21 protein-coding genes are annotated in these 26,964 nt (G+C 63.6%); 8 read left to right on the forward strand and 13 right to left on the reverse strand.

What is annotated here, in order from left to right; genetic code table 11:
• Window positions 1-395: 395 nt before the first annotated feature.
• From DCO57_RS18715 to DCO57_RS18735, 5 genes are all read right to left on the reverse strand, one after another.
• On the reverse strand, window positions 396-1,151 hold the full coding sequence (locus DCO57_RS18715) for an SDR family oxidoreductase (RefSeq protein WP_116700442.1): 756 nt from the start codon (window positions 1,149-1,151) through the stop codon (window positions 396-398).
• Between the two features lie 72 nt (window positions 1,152-1,223).
• Entirely contained in the window at window positions 1,224-2,108 is an 885-nt protein-coding gene (locus DCO57_RS18720) for a dihydropteroate synthase (RefSeq protein ID WP_116700443.1), read from the reverse strand.
• 142 nt (window positions 2,109-2,250) lie between these two features.
• Entirely contained in the window at window positions 2,251-2,679 is a 429-nt protein-coding gene (locus tag DCO57_RS18725; protein WP_116700444.1) for a dihydroneopterin aldolase, read from the reverse strand.
• A gap of 249 nt (window positions 2,680-2,928) precedes the next feature.
• On the reverse strand, window positions 2,929-3,243 hold the full coding sequence (gene rhaM, locus DCO57_RS18730; RefSeq protein WP_116700445.1) for an L-rhamnose mutarotase: 315 nt from the start codon (window positions 3,241-3,243) through the stop codon (window positions 2,929-2,931).
• Window positions 3,244-3,428: 185 nt separating this feature from the next.
• A complete protein-coding gene (locus DCO57_RS18735; protein WP_116700446.1) occupies window positions 3,429-4,121 on the reverse strand; it encodes a GntR family transcriptional regulator in 693 nt (230 codons plus the stop codon).
• 96 nt (window positions 4,122-4,217) lie between these two features.
• Here DCO57_RS18735 and uxaC point away from each other — a divergent pair, with 96 nt between their 5' ends.
• From uxaC to uxuA, 6 genes are all read left to right on the forward strand, one after another.
• Window positions 4,218-5,660 carry a glucuronate isomerase gene (uxaC, locus tag DCO57_RS18740; protein WP_116700447.1) on the forward strand — a complete coding sequence of 481 codons (1,443 nt, stop codon included), beginning with the start codon at window positions 4,218-4,220 and terminating at the stop codon, window positions 5,658-5,660.
• Between the two features lie 280 nt (window positions 5,661-5,940).
• Window positions 5,941-6,258 (forward strand): cupin domain-containing protein, encoded by a 318-nt coding sequence (locus DCO57_RS18745; protein ID WP_116700448.1) that lies wholly within the window; start codon window positions 5,941-5,943, stop codon window positions 6,256-6,258.
• 29 nt (window positions 6,259-6,287) lie between these two features.
• Entirely contained in the window at window positions 6,288-7,112 is an 825-nt protein-coding gene (kduI, locus tag DCO57_RS18750) for a 5-dehydro-4-deoxy-D-glucuronate isomerase (RefSeq protein WP_116700449.1), read from the forward strand.
• The gene (gene kduD, locus DCO57_RS18755; protein WP_116700450.1) at window positions 7,109-7,837 is read left to right on the forward strand and encodes a 2-dehydro-3-deoxy-D-gluconate 5-dehydrogenase KduD; all 729 of its coding nucleotides are present in this window, start codon (window positions 7,109-7,111) and stop codon (window positions 7,835-7,837) included. The genes kduI and kduD overlap by 4 nt, the downstream gene beginning before the upstream one ends.
• Window positions 7,827-9,257 carry a mannitol dehydrogenase family protein gene (locus DCO57_RS18760; protein ID WP_244287974.1) on the forward strand — a complete coding sequence of 477 codons (1,431 nt, stop codon included), beginning with the start codon at window positions 7,827-7,829 and terminating at the stop codon, window positions 9,255-9,257. The genes kduD and DCO57_RS18760 overlap by 11 nt, the downstream gene beginning before the upstream one ends.
• On the forward strand, window positions 9,254-10,429 hold the full coding sequence (gene uxuA / locus DCO57_RS18765; protein ID WP_116700452.1) for a mannonate dehydratase: 1,176 nt from the start codon (window positions 9,254-9,256) through the stop codon (window positions 10,427-10,429). The genes DCO57_RS18760 and uxuA overlap by 4 nt, the downstream gene beginning before the upstream one ends.
• Window positions 10,430-10,582: 153 nt before the next feature.
• On the opposite strand, the gene DCO57_RS18770 is transcribed toward uxuA, so the two are convergent.
• Genes DCO57_RS18770 through DCO57_RS18790 form a run of 5 tightly spaced genes read right to left on the reverse strand, consistent with a single transcriptional unit; the run spans window position 10,583 to window position 18,788 of the window.
• A complete protein-coding gene (locus DCO57_RS18770; protein ID WP_116700453.1) occupies window positions 10,583-12,223 on the reverse strand; it encodes a S8 family serine peptidase in 1,641 nt (546 codons plus the stop codon).
• Window positions 12,224-12,266: 43 nt separating this feature from the next.
• Window positions 12,267-13,649 carry a hypothetical protein gene (locus DCO57_RS18775; RefSeq protein WP_116700454.1) on the reverse strand — a complete coding sequence of 461 codons (1,383 nt, stop codon included), beginning with the start codon at window positions 13,647-13,649 and terminating at the stop codon, window positions 12,267-12,269.
• 1 nt (window position 13,650) lies between these two features.
• On the reverse strand, window positions 13,651-14,238 hold the full coding sequence (locus DCO57_RS18780) for a hypothetical protein (protein WP_133192709.1): 588 nt from the start codon (window positions 14,236-14,238) through the stop codon (window positions 13,651-13,653).
• An 8-nt stretch (window positions 14,239-14,246) separates the two neighbouring features.
• A complete protein-coding gene (locus DCO57_RS18785) occupies window positions 14,247-15,890 on the reverse strand; it encodes a cytochrome c (RefSeq protein ID WP_116700456.1) in 1,644 nt (547 codons plus the stop codon).
• Window positions 15,891-15,902: 12 nt separating this feature from the next.
• Window positions 15,903-18,788, reverse strand: coding sequence for a peroxidase family protein (locus tag DCO57_RS18790; RefSeq protein ID WP_116700457.1), 2,886 nt, complete (start codon window positions 18,786-18,788; stop codon window positions 15,903-15,905).
• 833 nt (window positions 18,789-19,621) lie between these two features.
• On the opposite strand from DCO57_RS18790, the gene DCO57_RS18795 reads away from it, so the two are divergent.
• Window positions 19,622-20,776, forward strand: a complete 1,155-nt coding sequence (locus tag DCO57_RS18795) for an efflux RND transporter periplasmic adaptor subunit (protein ID WP_116700458.1) — start codon at window positions 19,622-19,624, stop codon at window positions 20,774-20,776.
• Between the two features lie 52 nt (window positions 20,777-20,828).
• Window positions 20,829-23,951, forward strand: coding sequence for an efflux RND transporter permease subunit (locus DCO57_RS18800; protein ID WP_116700459.1), 3,123 nt, complete (start codon window positions 20,829-20,831; stop codon window positions 23,949-23,951).
• A 130-nt stretch (window positions 23,952-24,081) separates the two neighbouring features.
• Here DCO57_RS18800 and DCO57_RS18805 read toward each other — a convergent pair whose 3' ends face one another.
• The 3 genes from DCO57_RS18805 to DCO57_RS18815 all read right to left on the reverse strand — a co-directional run bounded on the left by DCO57_RS18805 (window position 24,082) and on the right by DCO57_RS18815 (window position 26,921).
• Window positions 24,082-25,119 carry a zinc-binding alcohol dehydrogenase family protein gene (locus DCO57_RS18805; RefSeq protein ID WP_116700460.1) on the reverse strand — a complete coding sequence of 346 codons (1,038 nt, stop codon included), beginning with the start codon at window positions 25,117-25,119 and terminating at the stop codon, window positions 24,082-24,084.
• Window positions 25,116-25,907, reverse strand: a complete 792-nt coding sequence (locus DCO57_RS18810) for an ATP-binding cassette domain-containing protein (protein ID WP_116700461.1) — start codon at window positions 25,905-25,907, stop codon at window positions 25,116-25,118. The genes DCO57_RS18805 and DCO57_RS18810 overlap by 4 nt, the downstream gene beginning before the upstream one ends.
• 72 nt (window positions 25,908-25,979) lie before the next feature.
• On the reverse strand, window positions 25,980-26,921 hold the full coding sequence (locus tag DCO57_RS18815) for an ABC transporter substrate-binding protein (protein WP_116700493.1): 942 nt from the start codon (window positions 26,919-26,921) through the stop codon (window positions 25,980-25,982).
• Window positions 26,922-26,964 lie beyond the last annotated feature (43 nt).

The raw sequence follows: 26,964 nt of genomic DNA on the forward strand, positions 1-26,964 counted from the left end.
AGATCAGCGTACCTGCGTAACCCTTACTTAAAAACCAAACTCCGAACACAAGTGCTCAAAGCCAAGCTTCCCGCAAGGCCAACGCCGCCTACGCTTCCCTTCCTTCAAAATCAAATTGTCAATGAACAGAGAAACAAAAATCTCTCTCGGGAAACGCCCCAACCCCGGCGAAAACCAGCCACCTCCGAACCTTGCAGCCCGGAACACGATGTCCGATTTTCAGGAATTTAGGACGAAAAACCCTCTCGCCAGCGACGTTGCCGCCGTCGATGAGCCGCGTTATACGCAGCACACTCCACACCGTCAACTCCTGAAATGAATTTTCTTGAGAAAAAAAGCGTCCTGCCTGCAGCAGTGGATATTAACCATTCGCAAACCCGAGCAGGACCCTGCGTTTATCCGATCGGAGAATTGCCGAAGCCCATCAGACGCTGGCCTGCATCCACGACCAGCGTATGCCCGGTCACCTGTTTCGCACCGACCAGATAGCGCACCGCGGCAACGATATCTTCCGGGCCGAGGCCGGGCCCGAGCGGCGTGAGTTTCTGTCGGCTGTCGAAATTTTCCTGGCTCTGGCCGCTGGGAAGCACCAGCCCCGGCGCGACCGCATTCACCCGGATACCCTTCGGCCCCAGCTCGAAGGCAGCCAGCCGCGTCGCCCCCTCCAGGGCGAACTTGCCGCAGAAATAGCTGAAGCGCTCCGGCGACGCCGAGGCCATCTGGGTATCGAGCAGATTCACGATGGCGCAGCCTTCCGGCAGCGGGTCCTGATCGGCGAAGGCCTTCATCAGAAAGACGGGGGCGGCGGCATTCACGTTCATGAGGAACTGCCATGTGTCCCAGGTCATGTCGGCAAGACTGTCCGTATCGAACGCCGAGGCCGAATTGACCAGCACAGAAACCGGGCCGCCCAGGGCCTCCGACGCCTCCCGGATCAGCGCCCCGGCCGTCTCCGGCCGGCTGAGATCCTTCTGCAGAAGCACCGCCCTGCCACCGGAGGCAAGAATCTCGTCATGAAGATCCTGCGCGCCCCCCGCCGAGGAATTGTAATGCAGGGCAAGCGCATGACCCTCCTCCGCAAGACCGCGGGCGATGGCCTTGCCGACCCGTTTTCCCGCTCCCGTCACCAGGGCAATCCGGGCAGCTGTCATGTCTTTTCTCCCCAAGGGCTTTCCGTCAAAAGAACGAAAGCCACGTTTCTCCGGCACATCGTCCCCGTGACGTCAGGCATAGTCCTGCAGGTTCAGCACCGGCTGGACCCGCGGCACCTCGTGGCTGCGCACCAGATTGGCCTTCGACATCACCGCCAGCGTCGCCGCGCTGGTCTGCGCGACCCGGACTTCGTCGCGGAACAGATAGACGGCCCCGGTCAGTTGCACCGTCACCGGCCAGCCCAATTCGCGCAGACGGAAGGATTGCAGGATACTGTCGGTCTGATAGCGGATCCTGTCCGGCCCGTCCGGCAGATGAAGGGCAAACCCGAAACCGGGATCGACCCACAGGCGCTCCACTCCGGCGTCGGTCGCAAGGGCGATCCGCTCCCTGAAAAAGGCAAGCTGATGATCGAAGATCTCCGTCACCGGCGGCAGGGTGTCCTTCGAGCGGGCGTTTTCGCCCGGCGTATAACACATCACCACGCCGGCCTGATGCGAGGCCACCGCCTCGAAAAACGCCCGGTCGTCGACCCGGCCCGTCAGATTGACCACCCCGGCCCCCGCCTCCAGCAGCGCGATCCCGACCTCCGGATAATAGGTCTCGACCGAGACCAAGATCCCCTCCTCCGCAAGCGCCCGCACAACGGGGCGCATGCGGTCGATCTGCCTTTCCGCCGCAACGAGATCCGCGGCTTCGCCTGTCGACTCCGCGCCGATATCCACCATCGCTGCCCCTTCGAGCGTCATCCGGCGGCCCCGGTACAGGGCTGCCTCGAAGGTATGGCAGACGGTCTCCCGATAACTGCTGTCCGCAGACAGGTTCAAGACCCCCATCTGATAGGTACGGTCCTCGAAACGGCGCCCGAATTTCGGAAACTCGAACGTCCGGATCGGCGCGTCCAGCGCATCCCGGTATTTGAGCCACAGCGGAAGGAGGCGGTCTGCGGATATCATGAAAGGCGGGACTCCTGGGACAGGTGCGGCGATCGGCACATTCGCGAAGAGGGGCCCCCGCGCGTCTTGCGCAGGTTCCCGAAAAGATAGGAAAGAGCAGCGGTCCGGCAAGGCCCACGGTCCCGGTGCTGACGGTTTGCGCTCAGACGGACCGCTTGCGACAGATCCGGATGCCCACGCCGGCCGCCTCGTCGAATATGTCCAGCTTGGTCACCTTGACCGTTACCCGGTCGGCGAGCGGATTGGTCAGGACGAACGCGGCAACGGCCTCGGCCCAGTCCTCGACCAGCTCCGTATGCCCGCCCGAGGCCGCCTTGTCCTGAATGAATTCCACCGTATCGGCATAGGATACGAAGGTACCGGTCTCGCGCACGATCCTGCGGTAGCCCGGCACGGTGCGGATCTCCACATCGAAGCAGACCGACTGGGTCCGCCCCTTTTCGCTCTCGAAAACGCCGATCTCCGCGGGAACGAGCAGACCTTCGATCAGGATGAGGTCCTGGCCGTCCTCCGTCAGGGCGGTCTCGTCGTGCGGGTTGCCGGCGTGGCCGGCCGAAGGTCTGGAGGACATGGATCTATCCTGTTGCCTGACAAACGGTTGCATTCCGATAGACGGGTGTAACGACATCCCGCGAAGGGTCAAGACGTCTTGACGGCCGCCCCGGTCTCCGCCTGTCAGAAATCCCCTCGGGCCACGGAAGGCCGGAGAGGGCTCTCCGCGGCATGGCGCGCGGTCCGGAGCTGCCGCCCGCAAGGGCAGCCTTCCCGGTGGCCTTGCTGACATGGATCTGCCGGCAGCTATCAGGTCCGTCACCTCCCGTCAGTCCAGGTGAAACACGGTTTCGAGCGGCACTGTGACCGGCTCGTTGCCGGGCTGGGTCACCATGAGGTCGGCCATATGGGCCCACCACCTGCGCATGACCGGATGCGCGGGCAGGTCGTCCATTCCATGCCCGTCCCGCCGCCAGAGCACCGCGAACAGGATATGGGTCTCCCGGTCCAGATGGATGGAATAATCGCTGATACCGGCCTCCTTCAGAAGGCCCGTCAGCTCCGGCCAGATCTCCTCGTGGCGTTTCCTGTATTCCGCTTCCATGCCCGGATGCAGCATCATCTTGAAGGCGATCTTTTCCATGGTGTCACACCTGTATTCCTTGTCCGTGTTGGTGGTGCTGACGGAAAGACGAGAGAATGACGACCGGCAGCATGTGTTCGGCTATCGCCGGATCGGCGGACCATGAGGCTGACGGTGCCGCTCAATCTCTGCGGAGTCCTGGCAGAACTGAGCCATGGACTCACCGCTATCGCCCGCATCGGCACTCACTCCTCGAAATGGTCGGAGTTTTCCGCGCGGATCCGGCCGAGAATGTTCTCGATCCGGCCGAGATGTATCGTCAGCCGGTCAGCGGCGCCCGTGCCGTCCCGGTCGCGAATGGCGGCGAGGAGCAAGACATGATCGTCAAGGGCGGTCTGCGCACTCGAGGCGAGCGAGAGGAAGCGCACCCGGTCCATATGGGCCTTCTGCTCGCGGATCAGGGCCCAGACATAGGCATGGCCGGAGATTTCGCAGATCCGGCGATGAAAATCGTCGTCCAGCCTGTGAAACACCTGGCGCTCGTTCGCCGAGACCGCCGCCTGCTGCTCCTTGATGAGCTTTTCCAGATCCTTGATATCGTCGTTCGTCGCGACCTCCGCAGCGACCCGCAGGCAGGCGATTTCCAGCGCCGTGCGGACGAAGCGCGCCCGCAGCACCGCCGTTTCCGAGATCTTGGTGATCACCGTGGCGCGCTGTGGCCGGATCATCAGGAAACCGAGCTGCGACAGACGATAGAAGGCATCCCGCACAGGTTGACGGGAAACGCCGAATGCCCTGGCGACCTCAACTTCCGACACACGGGTGCCCGGCGCGAGTTCCAGCGAAAGAATCTGCTGATGCAATTCCTCGAAGACCGCATCGGCCACCGAAGGGATCCTTATCGGTTCCAGCGCCTTCAGGGCGCTTGATGCTGTCATCTGGTTTCTCTCTTCGTTGACTCAACTACTCAACTAGCATATCAGTTGACCAGTCGCAACACGGACCTGCCGTAAGGTCCACCGGGGGAGAGAAAGATGGCATTGGGGAGGGAAGACGCACCGGGAGCTTCACGGAACGGACTTGATCCGCATCGCCTTCTTCCGGCCGATCCCGCCTCGCGCACCCTGGCCCTGAGCCTGTACGCTTCGGTAAAGGACCTGCCGATCGTCAGCCCGCACGGCCATACGGACCCGCGCTGGTATGCTGAAAACGAGGCCTTTCCGGACCCCGCACAGCTGATCATTGTTCCCGACCACTATGTCTTCCGCATGCTCTTTTCCCAGGGCATCGATCTTTCCGCGCTCGGCGTGCCGAGGGTTGACGGCGGCTGGACGGAAAGCGACAGCCGCAAGATCTGGCGGACGTTCGCCGAAAACTACCACCTTTTCCGCGCGACCCCGTCGCGCATGTGGCTGGATCACTCCTTTCAGGAGGTCTTCGGCTGGACAAAGCGGATCAGCGCGGCAACCGCCGACGAATCCTACGATCACATCGCCGATTGCCTGACACGGCCGGAATTCCGGCCGCGCGCGCTTTTCGAGCGCTTCAACATAGAAGTCATCGCGACGACGGAATCGCCTCTGGACGATCTGCAATGGCACCGGCAGATCCGCGACAGCGGCTGGAGCGGACGCGTCGTGACCGCCTACCGGCCCGATGCCGTGGTCGATCCCGAGTTTGAAGGCTTTCGCGACAACATCGAAAAATTCGGCGCGCTGACCGGTGAGAACACCGGGACCTGGCAGGGCTATCTGAATGCGCACCGGGCCCGGCGCGCCTTTTTCAGGTCTTTCGGCGCCACCTCCTCCGATCACGGTCACCCGACGGCGCGAACGGAAAACCTGTCTGCTGCGCAGGCCGACACGCTGTTCCAGAAAGCGATGAAGGGCGATTGCACGGCCGAGGAAGCCGATGCCTTCCGCGGCCACATGCTGACCGAAATGGCGCGCATGAGCCTGGAGGACGGTCTTGTCCTGCAGATCCATCCGGGCAGCCACCGGAACCATTCCAAGGCGATCATGCAGTCCTTCGGTCGCGACAAGGGCTTCGATATCCCGACCCGGACCAATTACGTCGATGCGCTCAAGCCGCTTCTGGACGCGGTCGGCCTGGAAAGGAACCTGAGTGTCATTCTCTTCACCCTGGACGAAACCGCATATGCCCGGGAACTGGCGCCGCTGGCCGGGGCCTATCCGGTCCTGAAGCTGGGGCCCGCCTGGTGGTTCCACGACAGTCCCGAAGGAATGCGCAGGTTCCGCGAAATGACCACGGAAACCGCCGGTTTCTACAACACCGTCGGCTTCAACGACGACACAAGGGCGTTTTGCTCGATCCCCGCCCGCCACGATGTGGCCCGCAGGGTCGACAGTGCATACCTCGCATCACTCGTCACATCCGGGAGGCTGGACGAGGACGAGGCATTTGAGGTCGCACAGGACCTCACCTACAGGCTTGTGAAGCAGGCCTACCGGCTCTGAGGAGCGAATTCTGGGAGGAATATCATGGACGTTCACGTCATGCCCTCCGGCATCTTCGTCGGCAGGATGACTGCGCCCCGTGCCAATACGGCCCGGGCGCCTTGCGTTGCGCTCTATGGCCCATCCGGACCGGCCTCATCGACGGCGCCGGGAAGACCGTGCGGGCCTGCGCGTCCCCGGGCCTCGCGAAGGCAGGCAACGGCGTCCTTTTCCTGTCACCTGCCTGCATTCCGGCATTCTCACCCTGCCTGCCGTCCCTGTTCCACCGAGGCTGAATAGCATGTTCGTAAAATCCTTCCCCGAAGTCGCCGCCGATCCCGGCGTTCGCCGCCAGGTGCTGTCCGACAGTCCCGAGCTGATGGTTGTTGCCTTCCGGTTCCGGGAAACCGGCGCGCAAGGCAAGCTGCACAACCACCCGCACGCGCAATCCACCTACGTCGAGAGCGGCAGGTTCCGTTTCAGCATCGACGGACAGGAATTCGAGGTCGGCCCCGGCGACAGCTTCGTCATTCCCTCCCGGGCCATGCATGGCTGCGTGTGCATCGAGCCGGGCACGCTGATCGACACCTTCACGCCCCGCCGCGACGATTTTCTTTAAGAACCGCCCAATACCGTAGGACTTTTGCCATGATCAATGTTGAGACCCGATACGCGATCGACCCGGAGACAGCCAGAAAGCTGGACACCCAGGGCCTGCGCGATCACTTCCATGCCTCCGGCCTGTTCGTCGAGGGTGAAATCAATCTGGTCTACACCCACTACGACCGCCTGATCCTCGGTGGCGCCGTTCCCGGGGCCGGCGAACTGGTGCTTGACCACGTCAAGGAAGCTGGTACCGCGACCCTGCTCGAGCGCCGCGAACTCGGCATTCTCAACATCGGCGACACGGGAACCGTCAAGGCCGGCGGTCAGAGCTACGAGGTGGGCCGCGGCGATGTGCTTTATATCGGCATGGGCTCCGGACCGGTCTCCTTTTCCGGTCCCGGCCGTTTCTACATCCTCTCCGCTCCCGCGCACCGGACCTGCCCGTCCAGACTGATCAAGGTGGGGGACGCGCGCCGGGTCGAACTGGGCTCCGCAGAAACCTCCAACGAACGCGTCATCCTGCAGTTCCTGCATCCGGAGGTAGCCGAAAGCTGCCAGCTTCTGATGGGCTACACCCAGTTCGCGCCCGGTTCGGTCTGGAACACCATGCCGGCCCACGTGCACGACCGGCGCATGGAAGCCTATCTCTATTTCGAGCTCGACGCCGATCAGCGCGTCTTCCACTTCATGGGCAAGCCCGAGGAAACCCGCCATCTCGTCATGGCCAATGAGGAAGCGGTCGTTTCGCCGCCCTGGTCCATCCACTGCGGCGCGGGCACCGGTGCCTACACCTTCTGCTGGGCGATGGCCGGTGACAATGTGGACTTCACCGACATGGACATGGTTGCCATGGGAGATCTGCGGTGAATTCCTTCTCTCTTGAAGGCCGGCGCGCCCTGGTGACCGGCGCCAACACCGGCATCGGCCAGGCGATCGCCATTGCCATGGGTGCAGCCGGCGCGGAGGTGCTGTGCGCCGCCCGCCGCGACTGCGACGAAACCCTGTCGAAGATCGAAAAGGGACGCCACGTGGCGGTGGACTTCGCCGACCCGTTGGCGGCCGTGCCCCTGTTCGAGAACGAGGCGATCGACATCCTCGTCAACAATGCCGGGATCATCCGGCGCGCCGATTCCGTCGACTTCACGGAAGCCGACTGGGACGACGTGATCGATGTGAACCTGAAAGCCGTCTTCTTCACCTGCCAGGCCTTCGGCAGGGCCGCCCTTGCGGCGGGACGCTCCGGGGCCATCGTGAACATCGCCTCGCTGCTCTCCTTCCAGGGCGGCATCCGGGTGCCCTCCTACACTGCCTCCAAACACGGCGTTGCCGGCATCACCAAGCTGCTGGCCAACGAATGGGCCGCCAAGGGCATCAACGTCAATGCCATTGCGCCCGGCTATATCTCCACCAACAACACGGAAGCCCTGCGCAATGATCCGGAGCGCAACCGCCAGATCCTGGAACGAATTCCCGCCGGTCGCTGGGGAGAGGCCAGCGACATCGGCGATGCCGCCGTGTTCCTCGCCTCTCCCGCGGCGAAATACATTCACGGAACCGTGCTGAGTGTCGATGGGGGCTGGCTTGCGCGTTAGCCGGCAGAGGGGCCCCGCCCCGAAGGCGGGCATCGTGCATCTGGGGCTGGGAGCGTTTTTCCGCGCCTTCGGGGCCGTTTACATCGAAGAGGCGACGGAAAAATCCGGCGGCGACTGGGGCATCATCGGCGTCAGCCTGCAGAGCCCGACGACCCGCGACCTGCTGGCGCCGCAGGATTTCGTCTATACGGCGCAGGAACTGGGGCCGGACGGATCCCGTCTCCGCCAGATCGAGATCCTTCGCGATGTCCTGGTCGCCCCTGAGTCGCCGGAGGCCGTTCTGGCCGCGATGGCCGATCCCGCCATCAGGATCGTCACGCTGACGGTCACCGAAAAGGGTTATTGCCACGACCCGGCGTCCGGAACGCTCAATATGGAGCATCCCGCCATCCGGCATGACCTGACCGGCGACCTGCCGCAGTCGGCGCCGGGATATCTGGTCCGGGCCCTGCAGAGACGCAAGGCAGCGGGCCTGCCACCCTTCACGGTGCTGACCTGCGACAATCTTCCCGACAACGGCCGCCTGGTAAAGGGCATCGTCCTGGAGCTGGCCCGCAGGATCGATCCCGACCTGGCCGACTGGCTTGAAACGGAGGGCCGCTTTCCCGCCACCATGGTCGACCGGATCGTGCCGGCGACAAAGCCGGAAGACGTCGAGGCACTGGCCGCAAGGACCGGATACCTCGACGCCGCCCCGGTCATGCATGAACCCTTCCGGCAGTGGGTGGTGGAGGACGATTTCGTCCCGGCCTACGGCAAGGATGCCTGCCCGGATCTCGGTGCCGTCGGTGTCGAGCTGGTCGACAATGTGACCGCCCATGAGCACATGAAGCTGCGGATGCTCAACGGCACCCATTCCCCCCTCGCCTATCTGGGATATCTCGCCGGACACGAGACCATCGCCGAAACGGTCGCCGATCCGGTGCTCGCCGCCTATGTCAAACGGCTGTGGACGGACGAGATCATTCCTTCGTTCACCGCCCCGCCCGGCGTCAACATGGCAGCCTATGCCGACGCCCTGTTCAACCGCTATGCCAACCCCGGCATCCGCCACCGCACCTGGCAGATCGCCATGGACGGCAGCCAGAAGCTGCCGCAGCGGATCCTGGGAACCCTGCGCGACAACCTCGCGCAAGACCGCGCCTGCCCGGGCCTCCTCACCGCCATCGCGGCGTGGATGATCTATGTGGGCGGCACGGATCTCGACGGCCGGCCCATCGATGTGCGCGACCCGCTCGCCGACCGGCTCAGGACCCTTTCCGACGGCGCCTCCGATGCACAAGGCAGGGTCGCCGCGCTTCTGGGCGTGCGTGACATCTTCGATGCCGGCCTGGCAGACGCCATACGGCCGGAAGTAACAGCCGCTTATGAACGCCTGGCCACCGGCGGCGTTCATCGAACTCTTGAGGCACTCACATGATCGAGGGATGGCGCTGGTACGGCGCACTGGACCGCATTTCCCTGCCTGAAATCGCGCAGACCGGGGCATGCTCCATTGTCACTGCCCTGCACGAGATCCCCTATGGCGAGGTCTGGCAGCGCGAGACGGTCGCCGCCCGCAAGGCGCAGATCCGCGACGCCGGTTTCGACTGGACGGTCGTGGAAAGCCTGCCCGTCCACGAGGCGATCAAGCGCGGAGAGGGCGACCTGACACGGCTTTTCGCCAATTACCGGCAGTCCATGGCCAATCTCGCCGCCGAAGGCATCCGGGTGATCTGCTACAATTTCATGCCCCTCCTCGACTGGACCCGCACCGATCTGACCGCCCCGGCAAGACGCGGCGGCTCCTGCCTGCGGTTCTCGATCGAGAAGATGGCCGCCTTCGAGCTGTTCATGATCGGGCGGCCCGGCGCGGAACGCGATTACACGGCAGAGAACATCGCCGCCGCGAAACGCTGGTACGACAGCACGACACCGCAGGATCACGACATTCTCGTCACCGCCATCATGTCCGGCCTTCCGGGAGCCTATGACCGCTACGACGTTCAGGGACTGCGGCAGGCGCTGGCGCCCTATGCCGGTCTCGACCGAGACGCCCTGCGCACGAACTTCAGGCGCTTCCTCGACGAGGTCGTTCCGGCGGCCGAAGAACTGGGACTGAGCTTTGCCGTTCATCCGGACGACCCGCCACGCGACCTGCTCGGGCTGCCGCGCATTGTCTCCAATGCCGCCGACATCGACTGGATCCTGTCCGCCCATGACAGCCCGTCCAACGGGCTGACGCTATGTGCCGGATCCCTGGGCGCCAACCCGGCAAACGACGTTCCGGCCATCGCGAAACAATTTGCCGGCAAAATTCATTTTGCCCATCTGCGCAACGTGGCAAGGGAGCCGGACGGCTCCTTCGAGGAGGCCCCCCATCTCGAGGGAGATACCGACATGCCGGCGCTCGTCGAGGTACTGATGCGCGAGGAGCAGCGCCGCAGGAGCGAAAACCGGACGGACTGCGACATCGTCTTCAGGCCCGACCATGGCCATGAACTTCTGGGCGACGCGCAGAAGGGAACCCATCCCGGCTATCCGCTCATCGGTCGCATGCGCGGCCTCGCGGAGCTGCGCGGCATCATTGCCGGCCTGCAGCACGCGGCCTGACCCGCGGTTCAAGGAACGCGTGGCGCGCCCGCCCCAACGGCGGGAACCTGCTCAGCAAATCTGAGGGGGCCGAATGGTGACACGATGGTCCGGGAATTGATTTCCCCAACCTCCAGATCGACGGATCACTGCAGACCGTCCCGCTCCACAGAATCAAAGCGCGTCCCTGAGCCCCGGCCGTGATTTGAGCCGTTCGAGCAGCGAGGCGGACAGCGGCTCCGGACGGGCGCCCGCAATCGTCTCCAGCACGCCCCGCTCGCCGGTCCGCAACTGCTTCCCTACCAGCGCATTCGTGTAGATATTCAGCGCGATTTCCGGTCCGAAGACCTCCCAGTCGATTTCTTCCACCGTTCGCCCGCCGGCAGCTTCCTCAACCAGCGTGCGGACACTGTCTCCGCCTGGAGCCGCAACCGCCATCTCGGGCTGCGGGCCCGCCGCACCCAGATCGAAATCAGCGGCAAGAAGGGCGGCCGCGTCGACGATGCCGGCACCAAACGTCCGGGAATTCCACCCGGGCACCTGCCGGGCGGTCGCGCAGGCAAGCCGGGTGAAACTCTGCTGCAGCGTCTCACCCCGCGCAGCCGCTTTCCGGACAAGCGTGTCCCGTCCGTGATGGGCAAGCCAGCAGGCCGCGACGCCGGCGGTCAGCGCCACCGCGAAGCTGGTTCCCTGGCCTTGCCCGGTCGAGAAGTGCACCTCTTCATCGACCCGTTCCGCCCGTGCCCTGTAGACATTTTCCGCCGGCGCGCTCAGGGCCACCGAAGGTCCCCGGCAGGCACCGCGCCAGGGCTGATCGTCTATATTCGTTCCCGCAACCGCCATGCAGTCGTCGTATCGCGCCGGATAGACCACCTGCCGCACGCAGTTGCCCGAGGCGGCCAGAACGATGATGTTGTTGCGCACGGCCCTGCGAACCGCCGCCCGCAGAAAGAAGGACGGCAGCCCGCCGAGACTCATGGTGATCACATGCGCGCCATTGCGCACCGCATGGTTGATGGCTTCGGCGATACTGAGCTGCGACGTGCGCACGACGCTGCGGATGGCGCGGATCGGCATAAGGACGGCTTTCGGTGCAGACCCGAGCACATCCCCCGACGCCTTGCTGACCACGACACTGGCCGTGGCCGTCCCATGTCCGTTGTTGCCGAACCAGGCGGTCAGCGGATCCGCCGGATCGGCATCTCCCTGAATGAGGTCAATGGGATCCTTGATCTGAATGTCCCGCAATTCGGTATGGCTGGTCAGGCCGGTGTCGGGTTGCGCGATGACGATCCCCGCGCCCTGGTCACGGCCCGCCGGGGACATGTTCCAGGCTTCCCGGATCCGAATGGCCCGCAGCGCCCATTGCTTGTCGGCCTCCACCCTGGGTTCGGGCGGCGCCCAGCAGCCCATGGGCAACTCGACGGCAAGTTCTTCCAGTCGCGACGGACCACCCAGGTCCGGCTCGGTGAAAATGCCCGTCAGGATTTCCGGCTCCGCGTTGGCCAGCCCAAACGCGTCGATCAGCCGGTAGGCGGCCTCGAAGCACAGATGAGGGCTGTCGAAAAAGCTCCGCCCAGTCAGGGTCAGAAGGAGCAGTTCCGGCTCGTCCGCCCGCAGGGGCTGTTCGACCGTCACCCCGAGCCGTCCCTCGAAGGCCCGGGCGATCGCCTCCATGGATCGGGCAGCCTCCTCACCCCGGTTCAGCAGCAGCGCGAACCTGGCCGATGGCAGCGGCTGGCCGGCCTCGATCCCGAAGGTCGCCTGCTGCAATGTGTTCAGGACCTGTTCGAATGCATCCTTGTCGAAAACCATTGTAGACACCTCCCGATTTCACGTCCGGCGCAGTCCGCCGGTCTCAGTTGCCGGTCTCCGCGTCCCAGAGCGCATCGTGGTTGCGATGGCACTCCGTGACCCCGTTCCGGAAAAATTTCTCGTAGTAGGGCAGCTCGACGTGGTGCACCTGCAGCCAGACGCCGGGCACATGGATGGCTTCGCAATGGGCCGGGAAGCGGCCATGGGTGTCATGGATGTAGCTGCAGATATCCCTGACGCAACTGATGACATCCTCGTTGTATTGCGCCGCCTCTTTCAGATAGCGTTCGCCGTAGTCGTCCCTGTAGATCCGGCGGAAGGTGTCCGCGTCCCTGTAAACGCCCCCCGATCCGAACTTCTGTTCGACAACCGCATCCACCGCCTCGCCCATGTCGGCATAGTTCGGCGGGCATTTGGCCTTGATCAGGTCTTCCCCCTGATGCCGCAGGGCCACCGGATGGGAACGGACATCGGCAAAGCGCGGCAAGGGCACGTGCCATCTCAGGATGTCCATCAGCCGCCATTTGGGCACCACATGGTCGAACCCCAGCATCGGGCCGTAGCGGTCGCGGAACTTGGGATCGCCCGTCAGCACCGGCGGACTGATGGTGGCGTGGATCCAGGCGCCCAGCCCCATGGCCTCGGCGACCAGAAAGAGATTCTGCAACAGCAGCGGCGCCTCCAGCTGGGTGCGCAACGATCCGACAACGCCGAGGGGGACCTTGATGTCGTCATTCAGGAAGCCCTTGCGGACCCAGTCCCTGACCCCGGCGGACATGTAGAAATTCCGGTCATCCACCAATGCCGGACGGGCCCCGTCCGGCTGGGTCAGCAGATACATCAGCCCGTTGATATACTGGTGCGAGAGATCGACGACCGGAAGCAGGATCGTCGTGCCCGGCAGATTGGACAAAAGCCGGTTGGAGTCCAGATAGGCGGGGAAATTCCGTCCGCCCGTCTCCACGTCGAGGCGCCTGTCCAGCAGCCGGACCTTGGCCTCCTGCGCCCGCCGGATCAACGCCTCGGCGGAGAAGGCCTCTTCGCTTGCCGGCAGGTGACGCAGGAAATAGGTGCCCGTGTCGTTGATCAGGAAGAAATAGGTGCCCTGCGCATTGTCGGGACTTCCCGCCGTCCGCCCCGTCATGGTCAGATTCGGCTTGGCCATGACCAGACGGCCCGTATCGGGATCCTGGAACGGCCGGTCGGGCATGGTCAGGCCGGTCGCGCCGGTCATGGCGATCAGCAGGGCCTCCTCCAGCTCCGACAGGGGTTTGGGCTCCTGCTGCGACCGGTAGGTCATCGACCCGGCGGCGACTTCCCGAACGCCCCTGGACACCCGGTGGGTTCTGCGCTGCCAGATCGTCTCCAACAGCGGCCGCGTCAGCAGGTCGGCAAGCCCGGGGGGGATCTTTCCCTTGTTGTCCATGTCAGGCCTCCATCCTTGCGTCCGGCACCTGGACAATCGCCCGGACCAGCGCACCGGCAGCCAGAAGTCCGGCAAAGACAAACCCGAGGATCTGGATGGTCCCGCCTCTCAGGACGACCAGGGTCACGGCGAAGATCAGGAATGCCAGCAGCCGCGTGATCAGCTGGACCCAGAAGGACTGGAATCGTGCCGGCAGCAGCCAGATCATCAGGACATCGATCGTCCAGACCGTCAGCAGGAGAAAATTCCCCCCCGCGATGAGCGGGCCCTGTTGCACGAAGGTGTCCGGGATGCCGTTGAAAATGATGAAGATCGCCCAATAGGCATGCAGCGCGAACACCACCCAGGCACCGGTCCAGAAGAGATAGGAGAGATTGGCCACCGCCTGGCTTCGCGTCCGGAACAGCCAGAAGCCGAGCCCCGGAACGAGCAGAAAGGTCGTTGCCCAGATCGTCAGCCGCGTCCGGCCGAGCTCCAGGTCTCCACCGAGTTCGGGCGCCAGCATGGCCCACAGGATCAGCAACGCAGTCGGCACGCTCATGGCGGTGAATTGCGCGAGCGTGATCGCTTCGGGTTTGTCATGCTTCATGGCGGACCTCACAGGGTTTTCAGATAGGCGAGCAGATCGGCAAGGGCGGCCGGATCGCGCTCCGGGTCGTCGATTGCCCACGGATAGTCATGACCGGTGTTTGCGTTGCCCGGCGCGGATGTGTCGAAGCGGAAATAACGCAAGCCGTCCCTGCGCGGCGGACTGGCAAGTCCGGCGCGATCGGTGTCATAGAGATTCCAGCCGCGATAGAACTGCCCCCGCCGCGGTTCCAGGTTGATCAGCTCCGCCAGGGTCAGGACACTGGCATTATGCAGGTAGGGCGCCCGCAGGAAGGCCCCGTCGATCGGTCCGGCCACATAGCCCCGGATGTCGAGATTTCCGGCGTCTTCCGGCTGCGGGAAAATCTCGCTCCGGTCGAGCGCGAAAGGATGCTCCCGGGGAAAATACCGGTACAGAGCATCGGGCATTTCACCGTAGTGACGGAACATCACCCGCTGCAGGTCAGTGCCGATTTCCGCCACCGGAATCACCTCATGGGTCCGCGCGCCCGGTTCCCAGCCCTGGCCGGAGCGGTCCCCGTGACAGGCCAGACAATGCTCCCGGTAGACCGCCTGCCCCCGGCGCACCGCCTCCGGGTCCGGCAGGTCCGCATCGGGAAAGACTTCCTCGAAGCGCGGCGGCGCAAGGGAGATCGTGTATTCGATCGCCTTGCGGATGTTGTGCACGATCTCCGGATTGGCCAGATTGATATCCGTTGCCCCGGCGGCGACCGCCGCCAGGGAGCTGCGGGCTTCCCGACCGGAAATAGATCCGTCGAACTGTGCCCGTTCACGCCAGCCCTGATTGTAGATGGTGGCGATCTTGGAATGGATCGGCAGATCGTTTGCCGGGTAATGCATCACGTTGCGCAGCAGGGTGCGGAAGGCCAGCGTCCGGGTCGGCCCCGTCGGCGTGACGTCTTCATCGCGCGAGCGCCCGTTTCCGTAAGGTTCGTCGAAGCGGGCAATATTGCCTTCCAGACGGTCGCGGATCTGGCCGAGCCACATGCCGATCATGATCCGCTGCATCAGGCCAAGGCTGTCGCCTGTCCTGTCCTCATAGTCGGCGGTTATCGCCTCGACGGTCAGCGTGAAGGGCGCATCCGTCTTCGCCCTGCCCGCCGGCACAGGTTGTCGTTCGAGCAGGGAAGCCTGGAAGGCGTCCAGCCAGGCGAAGAGATTGATCGAGACACTTCCCGGCCCCAGAACCCGGACAGGCGTCCCGCCATCGGACGTGCGCAATTCGCTCGTGTGGCACAGGGCACAGGTCAGGGCGACGAAACGGACCGGCGAGGGCGCGGCGGACAGGGGACGGTAATTGGTGGCGGTAAAGCCGACGGGAAGCCCGTCCGGATTTTCCGGATCGTCCAGAAATCCGAATTGCTCCACCCAGCTCCCGGCCTCCTGGCCGCCGGGCTGGAAATGATGCGGAAACAGATCCGGCAGCACCAGTGCGACCGGCAGAGGCATCACTTCCGTTCCGATGGTACCGTGCCGGAACGCTTCAGGCGCGTCCCGGAAGACCGGCGTGGCCCAACGTCCTTCGAGGTAGACAAGCAGGCCGGTCAGGCCCAGCGCGACCAGCAGGACCGCGTTGCAGGCCCACAGGGCCGTCCGCCAGACATAATTGAGGCGGTGACGGGAGACTGGCATGGCACATGCTCCTCAATTCTGCCGCCGACGCCACGGGGCGAACGCGCTTTGGCCTGTCGGAAGGACCGAGGCAAAGTCGGGGAAATGCCGCAGAATGATGCTGCCCATGGTGTTTTCCTGCACCCAGGCGATTCCGAGCGGCGAATAGATTTCCGGCCGGAAGTCGACGGTCAGGAAACGGTCCGACTGAAGCCGGCGGGTCGCCATCAGGATGAAGATGCGGAACGCCGTATCGGAAAAGCCGAACCCCGGCGGCGGCGTTTCCGCGAACAGGCCGACCATCGTGTCCACATCGTCGATGGACTTGTAGACCTCTCTGAGCAGACGCACGTCTTCGCTGTCGGCGGTGATATCCTCCCAGCGCCGGACCGGGGGCTTGTGCAGGCCCTGGCGGAACTTGTTGTAGCGGGGAATGCCGCGCGAACGCTCCCGCACCAGATCGACCACCGACAGATCGATGATCTCGGACTTGCCGTCCGCCGAGGTGCGGGTGAAACTTTGCAGCGATCTGGGATAATTGTGCAGCGTGATCGCGCCCGGATGGGCGATCCCCATGGAATAGAGAACGCTGGAAAGACCGATGCGCCGCATCGCCTCGTCCGTGCGGATGCCCTGCACCGCATTGAAATCGAGGGTCTCCCGAAAGACGCCGGTCTGCGCATCGTGGATGCGGTAGTCGTCCGGCAGCAGAGGATGCAGCCTGTAGACAGTGACGAAATCTTCGGTCAGGCAGTATCTGGCATTGTGATGGTCGGGCAGGGTTTCGGGAATGCCGCGCAGGGCATGAGCTTCCTGGAGCCACAGTCCCATCCGCGTGAAGGCGCCCGCAGGTCCCGACCAGTTGGCGTTGAGAGCAACATCGATTTCCGGCGTCGCCAGAATGGCCGGCGTCCATTCAACGGTGTGGATCTTGGCGATCAGCGCGGAAATGATCAGCCGGGCCGTCTGGTAGACCCGTTCGTCGCTCCAATCCCTGTATTCCCTTTGCAGCGCATCGCAGACCGCATTGTGCTCGCGCGCGAACATCGTGTGCAGCGCCGACAGGCCGAGCCACCAGCTTTCGTTGAAACCGGTCACTTCCATGCCGAGATTGTTCTCCGGCAGGTAACCGTCCTCCAGCCGCAGCCGGGGTCCGCTGCCGTCCCGCAGGCGTTCGGCTTTCTGCAGGCTGCTGCCGTAAATCTCCGAACCGTCCCACCAGTGGGATACGATATTTCCGAAAACCGGATTCATCTCGTCGCCGGCCCCCAGCGGGCGATCGCCGGCGATCCGCATGACGCTTTCCGGTTTGCCGCGCGGGCTGTTTTTCCATGTCATCCAGCCGGGCATGGGAACTTCGATGTCCTTCACGCCTGGCGGAAACCGGCTGTGCTGCACCCAGTCATGCACCTGGAACTGGATCCATGCCGCCGCAAGCACGTTGAGCGACGATGCGGGGATGAAGTGTTTGCGATACAGCAGGTCCCGGCTGACCAGGACCGGATTGGGCTTGCCGATATCGCCCGGACGCGGGTCCGGCGTCAGGTTGCGGCCGAAGGCGGCCCCCTCCCGCCCCATGTCGGGCACGCTCAGGTCGTTGTGCCCTCCGTCGAAGCTTCTGCTATCCCTGAAGAGTTCCGGCACTGCAGGTTCCGGCTGCATCGCCTGCGGGTTCGGCTCCACGGGCTCCCGGTCGATGAGATTTTCCTTGCGCAGCTGATGACGCAGCAGCGACAGGTTCAACAGGGCCACGAGATGCGGCAGCCTGTACCAGGGAAGGCGGCGGTTGAGCAGCGCGAACGCGGGCGTGAAACAGGCCGTCACGACCCGGTTACGCAGGGGCACCGGCTCATGGAAACGCCGGCGCAGACGATGCGCGGCGCTGGCCGCATAAACCGCCTTTCTGGCCCGGTTGAGATTGCCGAGCGGCCGGAACTCCGGCGTCGTGTTCCAGGGGTTGAACGAGAGCCCGTCGATCTCGGCGGTCTTTGCCTGCGCCTCCAGCGTCGTGATGTCCTGCTGCGGGACTGTCAGCATCGCCACCACGATTGGCTCCGCAAGATCCTCCGGCCAGGCGGCGGCGGCGTCTTCGACCGGTGTGATCTTTTCGCTGATGAACCGCTGGATGCAGAACTCCCAGCTGACATCGCCCTTCGCAAGCAGTTCCGCCATTCCGGCGCGCAGATAGTTCGGATTGTCCGGCGGCGGCCAGTCCCCGCCCTCCTCCTGTGCGGCGGCTGCCGGAGACGGACGCAGAAAGAACCGGACCGGACCTGCGCTCTCGCCCCACAGAATCGCGCCCCGGCTCCAGAAGCTTTCGCCGGCCAGCGACCGGACCGGGCGGCCGGTTCCGCCGGCCACGTTGCGCAGCATGCGGATGGCTTCCCCGGGCCCGACGGCCAGGACCAGCCTGGCGATGCCGAGGAGACGGTTGCCCGCCATGGCCGAGGCGAAAGCGATGAACTGTTCGGCATCGCGGGCATGCGGGACCGGAAAATTGGTCATCAGCAGGTCCTGCACCGCAGACCCCGTATCGATCCGCAACGCCGCACCGCGCAGGTCGCGCTGGCTGTCCGCCTGGTGCACGCCGCTGGCGTTCGACAGGCGCAGGATGACCGGAAACTCCACGCCCGCCCGCCATGGCCCGACCGCCAGTTCTTCCGGCAGATCGTCCGCGATCCTGAGTTTTGCATTGTCGACGGCAAGCAACGCCTTGGCGTGTTGCGCACGGTCTATGCGCTGCCCGCCGGATCGGCGCCGCACCATATCCTGGATTTTCAGTATCTGGGTTGCAAAACGCTCGAAATCACGGCGCTCGCTTTCCGCGCCGCCATCCGCGTCCTTGTAATATTCCCACCGCGTGATCTTTTCGTAGCCACGATCAATATCGTGTTCGGCATCGCCGTCCGGAGCCAGCATCCGCGCCTCCAATTACAACTTAAAATAGAATTTAGTTAAATCAAAATCAAATAAACGTCAGTAGAATGAGAAGATCATAGTTGCTCTGGTTGCATTTATCAATACACAAACCCGCGACCAGCCGCTCAAGTCCGGTAAAGTACTGGACGGACGGGCCTTGTCCGCGGCTCGGGAGCCATCCGGCATTGCCGGGACCGGAGACGGGGCCACCGTGCCTGAGCCGCGGAAAATCGCGCATCAGAACTGCGCAAACCTGCAAGGAGCCCCCCCGTTCAACCGGCAGGCCTGCCCGTCCCGTATCGATGTGTGAGCTGCCGCGACCGCAAACCCTGTGTCCGGGACCCGGTCAATTTTGCCACCAGAACAGCCTGTCCGGCCGCCGGGAGAGGGCCATCCACCATCATTTGGGCACAAACAGGCGATTTCGGCTTGAATCCGGCACAAAAGTGATTAGGTCGTGATGGTTCTGATCGGGTGTTCCCTGGACCGGGTCCTGTGGAGTCCGATCCGAATATCCGCTCTCATGGGATAGACTTTCCCATTCTCCGATGCTGGTATTGAGCTTGCTTCAGCTTATCTGTCAGCTCGGGAAACCGAAATGCAGTCGATGCCCTCGGCGACCGTCCCTGCACGGCGGTCCCGGGGTCGTCGCAATTCGTTGGTTGACATTGAAAATGAGGCTGATTGATCGTTGAAGGACCGGTCGGATTTTATCCGGCCAGATCGCGGACCTGCCGCAGGATCCCACGACCGGTCCGCTTCTTGCCCCGCCGTTGCGCCGGGGTGCGCAGACCGCTTGCCTTCGAGCTGTGCCCCCGCTGGAGAACTGATTAATGATTGGGAATAAGAGCGTCTTGCTGGCGTGCATACTTGCTTTCGCCGGATTGTCATCCTCCGCGGTTCTGGCACAGCAGAAGACACCGCCGCCGCCAGCCGTGACTGTCGTCACCCTTGAGGCCCAGGATGTCACCCTGCGCGCCGACATGCCCGGTCGGGTCGTTGCCTATGGGGTTGCGGAAGTCCGGCCGCAGGTTTCCGGCATCATCGTCGAGCGCCTGTTTGAAGAAGGCGCAAGGGTCAAGAAAGGCGATCCGTTGTATCGGATCGACAAGGCGGTCTATGCCGCCACCGTCCAGCAGGCCAAGGCAGTTGTTGCTCAGGCCGAGGCTGCGCTGACCGCAGCCGACAAGGACCTGAAACGCGCCAAACAGCTTCTGGAACGCGAGGTGGCAAGCCAGCAGGTCGTCGACGATGCGACCGCCGAACGGGATGCGGCACAGGCCGGCCTTCTCCTGGCGAAGGCCCAGCTGCTTTCGGCGGAAATCAACCTGGATTACACCACCATCAGCGCGCCGCTGTCCGGCATTGTCGGCCGTACGCTCACAACCCAGGGGGCGCTGGTCACTGCCCAGCAGGCCGAACCGCTCGCCGTCATTCGCCAGATTGACAAGGTCTATGTCGATGTGGCCGCCTCGACCTCCGACATCCTTCGCTACAACCGCTCCAAACTGGCCCACCCCTCCTCGGACGACACCGGTGGCCTCGACCCGAAGGTCACGCTGACGCTGGCGGATGGAACGACCTATGACCAGACCGGCACCATGCGCGCGGCCGAGCCCCAGATCGACCCGCAAACGGGCGTGGCCGTCCTGCGGCTGGAATTCCCCAATCCCGAGCAACTTCTGCTTCCCGGCCTGTACGTGAAGGCACATCTGCCGGTGGAATTGGCGAAGAATGTGGTGCTGGCGCCCCAGCAGGGCATCAGCCGGGATCGCCGCGGCCAGCCGACGGCCCTGATCGTCAATGATGAAAACATTGTCGAGCCGAGGACTCTCACGGTCCGCGGCACCCAGGGCTCCGACTGGATCGTGTCCGATGGGCTCAAGGCCGGTGACCGGTTGATTGTCGCCGGTTTTCAGAAGATCGCGCCCGGCGCAACCGTCACCCCGCAGGAACAGTCGGCCCCCGACACCGTAGCGCAAAACTGAGACACACGGCCCGGGCTCCCATTCGGGGCCCGCGGTATCAAGAAGGTTTCCGATGGCTCGTTTCTTTACCGACCGCCCGGTGTTCGCCTGGGTGATTTCGATCCTGCTGATGGGGGTCGGACTTCTGGCGATCACCGTGCTGCCTGTGGCCCAGTATCCGCAGATTGCCCCTCCCACCGTCAATGTCAGTGCAACCTATTCCGGTGCATCCGCGGAGACGGTCAACAATACGGTCACCCAGGTGATCGAGGAACAGATGACCGGTCTGGACGGGCTGCGGTACATCGAGTCCTCGTCAACGTCGACGGGCACCTCTTCCGTCAAGCTCACCTTCGAAACCGGCACCGATCCGGACATCGCCCAGGTGCAGGTCCAGAACAAGCTGAGCCAGGCCAGCCCGCTGCTGCCGGAAACCGTCCAGCGACAGGGTGTCACCGTCGAGAAATCCTCCGCCGGCTTCCTCATGGTTGCTGCCCTGGTCTCCACGGACGGGCGGCTCAATGCGGTCGACCTGTCCGACTACCTCGTCTCGAACATGGTGGACCAGTTCAGCCGCCTGCAGGGCGTCGGCAGCATCCAGGTCTTTGGAGCGCAATATGCAATCCGCATCTGGCTGAATCCCGACCAGCTCGCGGCCTTCGAGCTCACGGCCTCCGACATCGTTCAGGCCGTCTCGGAAGAAAACGCCCAGGTCTCCGCCGGGTCCTTCGGCTCCCTTCCCGCCATTGAGGGACAGGCGCTGAATGCCACGATCACCGCGCAGTCGCTGTTGTCCACACCGGAGGATTTCGAGCAGATCGTCGTGCGGGCGGAAACCGATGGCGGCCTCGTGCTGCTTCGCGATGTTGCCCGGGTGGAAATCGGCGCCGAGAGTTACACCACCGCCGCGCGCTACAACGGCAAGCCGACCGCGGGCATGGCCATTCAGCTCGCCACCGGCGCCAATGCCCTCGATACGGCCGAACGCGTCAAGGCAAAGCTCGAGGAAGTCTCCGCCTTCTTCCCTGAAGGGGTTGAATATGTGGTGCCCTACGACACCACGCCTTTCGTCAAGATATCGATCGAGGAAGTGGTCACCACCCTGATCGAGGCCATCGTTCTCGTCTTCCTCGTGATGTTCCTGTTCCTGCAGAACCTGCGGGCCACCCTGATCCCCACCCTGGCGGTCCCGGTCGTGCTGCTGGGCACCTTCGGCATCATCGCCCTCTTCGGCTTCTCCATCAACACGTTGACCATGCTCGCGATGGTGCTGGCAATCGGCCTTCTGGTGGATGACGCCATCGTCGTGGTGGAAAACGTCGAGCGCATCATGGAGGAGGAAGGCCTGTCGCCTTACGAAGCCACCCGCAAGTCCATGGGTCAGATCACCGGCGCACTGGTCGGCATCGCCCTGGTGCTGTCGGCGGTGTTCGTCCCCATGGCCTTCTTTCCCGGCTCCACCGGCGTGATCTATCAGCAGTTCTCGATCACCATCGTCTCGGCCATGATGCTCTCGGTCGTGGTGGCGCTGACGCTGACCCCGGCCCTGTGCGCCACCCTGCTGCGCAAACCCGGACACGACGCCGGCAAACGTGGCCCGTTCGGCCTGTTCAACCGCAATTTCGAACGGCTGACACGCGGCTATGCCTCCTCTGTCGGATACATCATCCGCCGCCCAGTGCGCATCGGCATCGTCTATCTGCTGATCGGAGCGGGAATGGTCTACCTGTTCGAGCGCACGCCCACCGGCTTCCTGCCGGACGAGGATCAGGGAATCCTGTTCACCATCGTGCAGGGTCCCACCGGCACCACCGCGGAAGCCACCGAGGAGGTTCTGAAAAAGATCGAACGCCACTATCTGGAAAACGAGAAAGACAATGTCGCCTCCCTCTTCACCGTGCGCGGCTTCAGCTTCGCCGGTCAGGGACAGAACATGGGTCTGGCCTTCGTCAGCCTGAAGGACTGGGACGAGCGCACCACGCCCGACCGCAGCGCGCAGGCCATCGCGGGGCGCGCCTTCGGCGCCTTCTCCCAGATCAGGGAAGCCCTCGTCTTCCCGATCGTCCCGCCGGCCGTGATCGAACTCGGCAACGTCAGCGGCTTCGATTTCTATCTGCAGGCCCGCGACGGGCAGAGCCACGAGCAGCTGATCGAGGCCCGCAACCAGCTCATGGGTCTTGCCACCAAGAGCAGCCTGATCGGTCAGATCCGGCCCAACGGGCTGGAGGACGCCACCCAGTTCAATCTCGATCTGGACTGGAGCGCCGCCGGTGCGATGGGCCTGTCGGCCACAGACGTCGGCAACATGCTGTCCATCGCCTGGGCCGGCCGCTACGTCAACGACTTCCTCGACCGTGGCCGCATCAAGCGGGTTTACGTTCAGGGCGATGCCCCGTATCGCATGGTGCCGGAGGATATCGAGCAATGGCGTGTGCGCAATGACACCGGCGGCCTGGTGCCCCTGTCGAATTTCTCCACCGCCAGCTGGAAATTCGGCCCACAGGGGCTCTACCGCTACAACGGCGTCGCCTCGGTGCAGCTTCAGGGCAGCCCCGCTGCCGGAGTGACCACGGGCGAGGCCATGGCCGAGATGGAGGCCTTGGCGAAGCAACTGCCATCGGGCTACCAGATCGCCTGGACCGGCCTGTCGCTGGAGGAACGGGAGTCGGGCGACCAGGCGGGGCTGCTGTATGCCCTGTCCCTTGCCGCCGTCTTCCTCTGCCTGGCGGCGCTCTATGAAAGCTGGTCCATCCCCTTCGCCGTCATGCTGGCCATGCCCATCGGCATCGCCGGCGCCCTTGCAGGCGCCTGGGTCGGCGGGTTCGAGAACGGAGTCTACTTCCAGGTGGCCCTTCTGACCGTCATCGGACTGACCGGCAAGAACGCCATCCTGATCGTGGAATTCGCCCGGGACAAGATGAATGCCGGCGAAACGCTCTTCGAAGGGGTGGTCGATGCCGCTCAGCAGCGCTTCCGGCCGATCCTGATGACGTCCCTGGCCTTCACGCTGGGTGTCTTGCCGCTGGTTCTGTCGACAGGCGCCGGCTCCGGCGGACGAACGGCCATGGGCTCCGGCGTCATGGGCGGGGTCCTCTCCGCCACGTTCCTCGGCGTCCTGTTCGTGCCGCTGTTCTTCGTGGTCATCTACCGCCTTGCCAACGGCTGGCGCAAGACGCGGATGCCGAAAGACACCTGACCGGCCCGAAAGGCCGCCCGCCCCCCCAATGGCCGCATCGTGAGGTTTTCGGCACCTTCACGGTGCGGCTTTCGTCCGGATAGGCCTCTTGCCCGCCGAAAAATCGGCCGGCGGGATGACCCGGACGGGCTTACAATGTGACGATGGCCTTGATCAGGGCTTCCCGGTCCTTTGCCAGCTCGCCGATCCTGGTCTGGAGATCTTCAAGGGCAACGGTCAGCGTGCACAGCGCATCCGTGTCGATCCGGGCGTCGCGGATCGCCGACATGACCGTTTCGAAATCCTGTCTGGTCGCGTTTCGACTGCCGATGATCTGGGTTTCCCGCTTGTGGAACTCCGGATCGCTGAAGCAGATGGTCTCCTTGACCACGCTCACCAGCACATAGCGGCTGCCGTGGGCCAGCAGGGGAAAACCGGCTTCGATGGCTTGCGCATTGCCGGTCGCGTCGAAAACCACGTCGAACCCCTCCTGCAGCGAACCGGAGAGGATGTCGGAGCCGACAAGATGGGTGTCCGTGAAGCCGAATTTTTCCGCCGCCTGGTCCAGCCGTGTCCGGCTCACATCCAGAAGATGGACCTCGGCGCCCGAAAGCCGGGCGAAGAGAGCCGTTCCTATGCCGATCGGACCGGCCCCGGTGACCAGGACCCTGTCCTCGCCGGAGAGCGATGCACGGCGCACGGCGTGTGCTCCGATTGCCAGGAACTCCACCATCGCCGCCTGAATGTCCGTAAGACCCGTTGCCGGGTAGATATTCTCCTGCGGAACGGCGATACGGGCACACATCCCCCCGTCCCGGTGAACGCCGAGCACTTCGATATTGCTGCAGCAATTCGGCTTGCCCCGCCTGCAGGCCCGGCAGTCATTGCAGGACAGATACGGATTGACCACCACAAGCTCGCCTGCGGACCACTTGCCGGAGCCCTGCGCGATCCTGCCGCTCAACTCGTGGCCGATGACCCGGGGGTAGTTCAGGAAAGGGTGCTTACCTTCCAGGATGTGATAATCGGTGCCGCAGATTCCGACGGCCTGGATGTCCAGCAGGACCCAGCCGTCAGGTGCCCTGTCGGGCACGTCCCGCGTTTCAATCCTGAACACGCCCGGCTCGACGACAATGCCGCACGCCATTGTTCCTTCTGCCGCCGGGGATACGGTGTTTTCGATGGTCATTGAACGGCTTTCCGGCTCCGCGGAGCCCAGTCATGGGGAAGTTCCCCCTTGATGATGAGGCTCAGGACATCGTCCTTGGTCACGTCCTCGATACGATGCGAGCCGACCTTCCGGCCCTTGTTCATGACGACAACCCGGTCGCACAGTTCGAACACGTCATGCATGTCGTGGCTGACCAGCAGGATACCGATCCCGTCGTTGCTCAGCTGTTTGATCAGGGAGCCGACCATGGCTGTCTCGGAAGGCCCCAGCGCGGCGGTCGGTTCGTCCATGATCAGGATCTTCACGTCAAAATAGATCGCTCTGGCGATGGCGACAACCTGCCGCTGACCGCCCGACAGGCTGGAGACCGGATCGCTCAGGTTCTTGAAATTCGGATTGAGCCTTTTCACGACACGGACGGCTTCGGCCATCATTCGGGCATCGTCCAGATTGCCGAACCGCGTCTTCAGTTCCCGTCCGAGAAAAAGATTGGCCGGCGCATTCAGATGGTCGGCGAGAGCCAGGGTCTGGTAAATGGTCTCGATGCCCAGGTCGCGGGCGTCATGCGGCGTCTGGATCTGCGCGACTTCACCGTTCACCTTGATGGTCCCCTCATTGGGGATCATCGCGCCGGAGAGTATCCGCATCAGGCACGACTTGCCGGCTCCGTTGTGCCCGAGAACGCCGACGACTTCGCCGGGATAGAGGTCAAGGGAGACGCCGTTCACGGCCTTGATGCCGCCGAAATGCTTTTCGATTGCCTCCATCTGCACCAGCGGTGCCGCTGACTGAGCATCTGGTTTCATGTTCCGTGTCCCGATCGCGGTTGAGAGGACCGGAAGCCTGTGAACCCTGGCTTCCGGTCGCGTTTCCTGGTGTTAGTAGAGGACGTTCTGGACGCTCGGCTGATCGATGTTGTCCTTGGTCGCCAGCACGACACCGGTGTCAATGAAGTTCGGCACCGTTTCGCCGTTGAGCAGTTTCAGAAGCGTCTGGACACCGATTTCACCCATCTGGAACGATCCCTGGACGGCGGTTGCCGCCAGAGTTCCGTCGCGAACGAAATCCTGAAGGTCCGCGTTGCCGTCAAAACCGATCGCCGTGACCTTGCCAGCCTTGCCGGACTGAACCAGAGCCCGGCCCATGCCGATGGCCGTCGGTTCGTTGGCACCGAATATTCCGACGAGGTCCGGATTTGCGGCTAGGATATCGGTTGTCTGGTTCAGGGCCGTTGCCATCTGGGACTGGGAGTAATACGGGCCGACGATCTCGATCGTCGACTTGTCCTGGATCTGCTTCACGAAGCAGCCGACGCGGCCGACTTCGGAGCCGACACCTGCGACATAGGACATCACGGCAACCTTGCCTTCACCGCCGACTTCGGAAATCATCTTGTCAGCCACGAGCTGGCCGGCGGCGCAATTGTCCGTCGACAGGAAGGCCTGGTAATACTCCTTGCCGTTTTCGGCGAGAGCGGAGTCGATGATGACGACAGGAATTTCGGATTCATAGGCTTTCTTGACCGCCGGGATCAGCGCTTCCGGGTCGGACGGAGCAAGAACAATTCCCGACACGCCGCGATTGATCGCGTTTTCAACCAGGCTGACCTGATCGGCGACCGCCGATTCCGACGCCGGTCCGTTGAACGTCATCGTATGGTCCTTCTGACCTTCGATGGCCGCACTCGCCCCCTTGTTCACGTTCTGCCAGAAGTTGGAATTGGTCGTCTTGACGATAACCGCGATTTCTCCGGCCTGCGCCGCCGCCGCTGACAGCACGAGCGCACTCGCCATCATTGCCGTTGTGAAAAGCTTCCTCATTTCATTCTCCTCCATCTGAAGTTGCTCAGGTAAACGACCGGCT

The organism is Labrenzia sp. 011 (assembly GCF_003075075.1).
In the GTDB taxonomy this organism is placed as follows: Bacteria; Pseudomonadota; Alphaproteobacteria; order Rhizobiales; family Stappiaceae; genus Roseibium.

Excerpts from the sequence above, each read along its gene's own strand:
- DCO57_RS18715 (WP_116700442.1), bottom strand. The coding sequence starts at position 1,151 with ATGACAGCTGCCCGGATTGCCCTGGTGACGGGAGCGGGAAAACGGGTC.
- DCO57_RS18720 (WP_116700443.1), bottom strand. The coding sequence starts at position 2,108 with ATGATATCCGCAGACCGCCTCCTTCCGCTGTGGCTCAAATACCGGGAT.
- DCO57_RS18725 (WP_116700444.1), bottom strand. The coding sequence starts at position 2,679 with ATGTCCTCCAGACCTTCGGCCGGCCACGCCGGCAACCCGCACGACGAG.
- rhaM (WP_116700445.1), bottom strand. The coding sequence starts at position 3,243 with ATGGAAAAGATCGCCTTCAAGATGATGCTGCATCCGGGCATGGAAGCG.
- DCO57_RS18735 (WP_116700446.1), bottom strand. The coding sequence starts at position 4,121 with ATGACAGCATCAAGCGCCCTGAAGGCGCTGGAACCGATAAGGATCCCT.
- uxaC (WP_116700447.1), top strand. The coding sequence starts at position 4,218 with ATGGCATTGGGGAGGGAAGACGCACCGGGAGCTTCACGGAACGGACTT.
- DCO57_RS18745 (WP_116700448.1), top strand. The coding sequence starts at position 5,941 with ATGTTCGTAAAATCCTTCCCCGAAGTCGCCGCCGATCCCGGCGTTCGC.
- kduI (WP_116700449.1), top strand. The coding sequence starts at position 6,288 with ATGATCAATGTTGAGACCCGATACGCGATCGACCCGGAGACAGCCAGA.
- uxuA (WP_116700452.1), top strand. The coding sequence starts at position 9,254 with ATGATCGAGGGATGGCGCTGGTACGGCGCACTGGACCGCATTTCCCTG.
- DCO57_RS18770 (WP_116700453.1), bottom strand. The coding sequence starts at position 12,223 with ATGGTTTTCGACAAGGATGCATTCGAACAGGTCCTGAACACATTGCAG.
- DCO57_RS18775 (WP_116700454.1), bottom strand. The coding sequence starts at position 13,649 with ATGGACAACAAGGGAAAGATCCCCCCCGGGCTTGCCGACCTGCTGACG.
- DCO57_RS18780 (WP_133192709.1), bottom strand. The coding sequence starts at position 14,238 with ATGAAGCATGACAAACCCGAAGCGATCACGCTCGCGCAATTCACCGCC.
- DCO57_RS18785 (WP_116700456.1), bottom strand. The coding sequence starts at position 15,890 with ATGCCAGTCTCCCGTCACCGCCTCAATTATGTCTGGCGGACGGCCCTG.
- DCO57_RS18790 (WP_116700457.1), bottom strand. The coding sequence starts at position 18,788 with ATGCTGGCTCCGGACGGCGATGCCGAACACGATATTGATCGTGGCTAC.
- DCO57_RS18795 (WP_116700458.1), top strand. The coding sequence starts at position 19,622 with ATGATTGGGAATAAGAGCGTCTTGCTGGCGTGCATACTTGCTTTCGCC.
- DCO57_RS18800 (WP_116700459.1), top strand. The coding sequence starts at position 20,829 with ATGGCTCGTTTCTTTACCGACCGCCCGGTGTTCGCCTGGGTGATTTCG.
- DCO57_RS18805 (WP_116700460.1), bottom strand. The coding sequence starts at position 25,119 with ATGACCATCGAAAACACCGTATCCCCGGCGGCAGAAGGAACAATGGCG.
- DCO57_RS18810 (WP_116700461.1), bottom strand. The coding sequence starts at position 25,907 with ATGAAACCAGATGCTCAGTCAGCGGCACCGCTGGTGCAGATGGAGGCA.
- DCO57_RS18815 (WP_116700493.1), bottom strand. The coding sequence starts at position 26,921 with ATGAGGAAGCTTTTCACAACGGCAATGATGGCGAGTGCGCTCGTGCTG.